The sequence below is a fragment of the Shewanella sp. genome, assembly GCF_051658185.1.
GTDB lineage: Bacteria > Pseudomonadota > Gammaproteobacteria > Enterobacterales > Shewanellaceae > Shewanella.
Genome location: NZ_JBOFMC010000035.1, coordinates 1 through 4,433, shown reverse-complemented (window position 1 = coordinate 4,433; position 4,433 = coordinate 1). Strand labels below are relative to the sequence as shown.

General features: G+C 45.0%; 4 protein-coding genes. 2 read left to right on the top strand and 2 right to left on the bottom strand.

Annotated features, from left to right (window positions below; translation table 11 throughout):
• Positions 1-1,228 (bottom strand): cytochrome c3 family protein (locus tag ACRCZA_RS01515; RefSeq protein WP_438672723.1); only part of this gene is annotated, 1,228 nt, incomplete at its 3' end.
• Positions 1,229-2,267: 1,039 nt separating this feature from the next.
• On the bottom strand, positions 2,268-3,284 hold the full coding sequence (gene rfbB / locus ACRCZA_RS01510) for a dTDP-glucose 4,6-dehydratase (RefSeq protein WP_438672722.1): 1,017 nt from the start codon (positions 3,282-3,284) through the stop codon (positions 2,268-2,270).
• 290 nt (positions 3,285-3,574) lie between these two features.
• Between rfbB and mntA the strand changes: the two genes are divergently transcribed.
• Both mntA and hepT read left to right on the top strand, forming a co-directional pair.
• Complete coding sequence (gene mntA / locus ACRCZA_RS01505) at positions 3,575-3,994, top strand: type VII toxin-antitoxin system MntA family adenylyltransferase antitoxin (protein WP_438672721.1); 420 nt, start codon at positions 3,575-3,577, stop codon at positions 3,992-3,994.
• The gene (gene hepT / locus ACRCZA_RS01500; RefSeq protein ID WP_438672720.1) at positions 3,991-4,401 is read left to right on the top strand and encodes a type VII toxin-antitoxin system HepT family RNase toxin; all 411 of its coding nucleotides are present in this window, start codon (positions 3,991-3,993) and stop codon (positions 4,399-4,401) included. Before mntA ends, hepT begins: the two co-directional genes overlap by 4 nt.
• Positions 4,402-4,433: the final 32 nt, after the last annotated feature.

Sequence of the window (4,433 nt, the reverse complement as noted above, 5' to 3'; positions counted from 1 at the left end):
GCTTCTCTTTCGCTTGTGGCGTTTCGGCCAATTCTTCAGCGAAGTTGAAACGTTGGTGACAACGAGAACAGTTCGAAGGCATGCCACCACCGATACCGCCATCTAAGTGACCGCCTGCGCCGTGACACTCTTCACAGGTCACACCCTTTGAAATCGTGTGCTTTTGCAGCTCTTTCGGGTTACCTAAGGCAGCGAAAAACTCATCTTTCGTTTGGAAGTCAAACTTGAATGAATGGCACATTTCGCAGTAAGAACTCGCAGGTTGGAACAGGAATTCTTTCTCGTATTTCGCACCGTAAGAGCTCATACCCCATTGGTGTGAACCGCTATCACCAAAGTCTTCCATCTTCGTTGGGAAAGAAGGAATCACTTTATTGATTTTTTTAGCCATTTCAGGGGTTAACCATTCGGCCCATGGGCGGGAGAATTGGTTACCACCAGCAACCATAGTCCCACTACCGTCCTTTAATAGACCGTCGCGAATATGGTACGAGCCACGAACGAGATAGCCATCGATAAAACCGTATTTAGTCCGTGGCGTACCAATAGTGGCGTAAATATCATCAGCATTAATACCATCAGGCAAAATCGAGGTATCTTTGGTGCCATACATGGTTTTGTTCAGGTTGTTATCCACTTCTGGATGCTCACCTGGAAAACGTACAACTTTAGAGTGACGTGAGCGTTTCCATTTCTCGTACTCAGGTGCGTGACACTCACCACACTTTTCTGGGCCAACAAACTTGTTAGGGAAATCCAAAATTGATTTGGCCCCTAAACGGTATTGCAGCGCCATTGGGCGAGTACCGTCGGTATATTTGCTGTAAGTGACCGCTGTACCGTCGTTAGAGTTAACTTCTTTATTGTGCTTACTATAAGCAGTACTACTGCCTTCTTTTAAATATTCTTCACCACGGTCGCTAATTTTGTATTTACCTAATAAGCGTCCTTGTTCCTCATATTTAAAAACTGGGTGATTTTCAAAAAGAAAATCAAACAATTCTTGTTCCGCAACAATATAATCCTGCAGCGTTCTCACGCCGCGGGTTTCTAATGTGGTATCTGGGTTGGCTATAATGCCTTGGGCATAAGAAGATTGTTGTTTATTCCCATGTCCTGGTATCACTTTACCATCCGATTTAGCATCGGCGGCAATTGCGCTAGCGCATACTGCAGAACCTAAACCAAGCAGCACACTTAAGGCTACTGTGGATTTCCATCGCGTCATCACTCACTCCTAATTATCATTAGTTTTATATTTTCCACTGAACCTAACTGTTCACTGAACGACACAAACAATTGACCAGTGGCGCCATGATGGAGCAGGCAAACCACGAAAAATTAGAGCTAGAGCACATATCAAAATCCATAGATATCTCAATACTTGCTAAAACAATAAAACCATTACTTACAACAACATAAGTAATGATAAGCACTATTTTTAACACGTTAAAAGTGCACTTTAACCTCTAAAAAAACGCTAAAAGGCCTCTGGTTAATCGATATTAGGTTGATTGACCCGTTTGCTATCCAGCCCCGCTCGCTAGCATCGTTAACCGTTGGGTTAACCTTGCTCGATAAACGGCCATTGCTTTGCGACTATTCACCGACCTGTCGGGCGAAGGTTTAGGCTGGAATGACTAACAGGGGGATAAGTTCAACCTGATGAAGGGATTGATGATTGTTATCGCGCGGGCTTGACGCTTGCGGGGGCTTTTTATTGCCAACGGTTATTACAGATTGTGCGTGCGCCGCCGTAATGAGATAACTCATTTTATTTGATTAAGCGTAAAACCCCACCCTTCTAGGGTGGGGATGTAAGCGCTAGGCTATTTGTGCTGTTAATAACGGATATTGTTTGCCGAATATTCCAAGCGCACTCGGTTCAAATGAAATGCACAAAAACATTGAAATTAAGAGTGAAAGACAAACATGCAACAGCATTAGGCCAACAAACTAATGCCGTTAACTTTGTCTGGAATTAGATTAACGAGTTAAGCTCGCGATCCATCAAAGTGCGGGGGCGGTTTTTGTCTGTATTTGATATTCACCCTTACACCAAAAGCGCAAACAAGGAATTAGGGCTTCACAGTCAGACGCTCCAATGTATCGCCAAAGAATACGTTACTCGCCGAATTCAATTTAAAAAGGCTCGCCTTAACTGGCGCAAGGCCGCTGGTACTTTAATGTCGTGGTTGAAGTCGTACACAACCAAGCTCAGGTACAGCCAGTGTTGGTATCGACCTTGGTAGCAAAGAGGCGGTTAATCAAACGTACTGCGCGACGAGCCACTCAATGGTTTTTTTAAGACCGGAGTCAAAAGCGGTTAACGGTTGCCAACCAAGTTCACGCTGGATTTTACTGGCATCAATGGCGTAGCGCACATCGTGACCCGGGCGATCAACAACATGGTGAATTAACTGCCGAAACCCTAGGCCATTCATCGCTAAAGACTGGGGATGAGTCGGCACTAACTCCTCAAGCAAATCACAGATATGCTGCACAACCTCAAGATTACTACGCTCATTTAAGCCACCAATATTATAGGTTTGCCCAAGCTGACCTTGAGTCGCCACCAACCACAGCGCATTCACATGATCATCAACATATAACCAATCGCGCACCTGTTGCCCATTGCCATAAATGGGCAAGGGCTTCCCCTGTAGCGCGTGATTCACGATTAATGGGATCAGTTTTTCAGGATATTGGTAAGGCCCATAGTTGTTAGAACAGTTGGTGATAACAACCGGTAAACCATAGGTTCGATGCCACGCGCGCACCAGATGATCCGCTGAGGCTTTGCTGGCCGAGTAAGGCGAACTGGGATCGTAAGCACTGGTTTCAACAAACAGCCCACTCTCCCCCAATGAACCGTATACCTCATCGGTAGAAACATGATGGAATCTAAACCGCGCTTTTGGTGAGGCCTCAAGCTGCAGCCAATAGTGGCGTGCCGCTTCTAACAACGTGTAAGTACCAACTATGTTGGTTTGGATAAATGCTGCAGGACCGGCAATAGAGCGATCGACATGACTTTCGGCGGCTAAATGCATTACCACATCAGGCTGAAATTGCTGAAATATGGCATCGACTTTGGCGCGATCACTAATATCAGCCTGCACAAATTGATAGCGCTCGTTAGCGGCAATATCCGCCAAGGCATCAGGGTGGCTGGCATAGGTTAATTTATCAAGATTGAGCACATGACAGTGTGTTTGCGAAATGAGCATCCGCACTAAAGCTGAACCAATAAACCCCGCGCCACCCGTAACCAAAATCCGCATTATCTCTACCACACAGCGACAGCTTAAAAAGCCAAAAGTACTGCAGTATACAGGAAAAGCAGAGTCGCCTTCTAGAAGCGAGCGAGGGCACTCGCGGCTAGGGCGGCGCTAGGTGACGGGTAGATTATGGAGTATTAACCATTTTGCCGTAAATCCTCGCTCGAGGTGGGCGATAAGCCTGCAAAGCGTCCCAGCCGCCGCGTAGTCATGTCCTTGAACGAAACGCCCGATGCAGTCATATGCTTTAATCATGTATACTCGAACCATATTCATTCATCGGCAATGGGTCTATGCAACAACTAAATAAAAGCATTATCATAAACTTATTGCGAGATAACATTCCGCAATTAAAATTGATTTACCTGTTTGGCTCCTATGCACAAGGAACGCAACATCACAACAGCGATATTGATATCGCGGTACTTGCCGATGCAAGCTTAGACAATATCACTCGCTGGCACATTGCCGAAAAACTGGCCTCAGAATTAGATATTGATGTTGATCTGGTCGATTTACGCACAGCATCGACAGTGCTATGTCAGCAAGTCGTCACCCAAGGCAAGCGACTTTGGGGAACTGAGCAAGATGAAGATATTTTTGCAGTTAAGACCATCTCAATGTATCAACATCTACAAGATGAAAGACGCGCAATTATTGATGAGCTGACGACTAAAAATTGCAATCAACGATCACAGGAAAAATCGCTTTGAACGATATTATTGTCAATAAAATAGCTACCATCACACGTTGCATAAAACGTATCCAACAAGTCTATGGCGACGGCAGCACGTTCAAACAAGACTTCACTCAGCAAGATAGCGTAATCCTCAATTTACAACGCTGCTGCGAAGCAAGTATCGACATAGCCAATCATATTAACCGCCAACAACAATTGGGTATCCCCCAAAGTAGCCGAGACAGCTTTACCTTGCTGGCGCAAAATAACATTATAAATCAATCGCTCGCTGATAATTTAAAAAAAATGGTCGGTCTACGTAACATCGCCGTTCATGACTACCAAGAACTCAATCTCGATATCGTTGTACATGTCATACAAAATCATCTTCAGGATTTTGAGCAATTTATTGAAGTATTGACGTCCTTTCCCCTTGCTTGATCCCCTCTCAAAAGGACGGGGTGATACGCGCA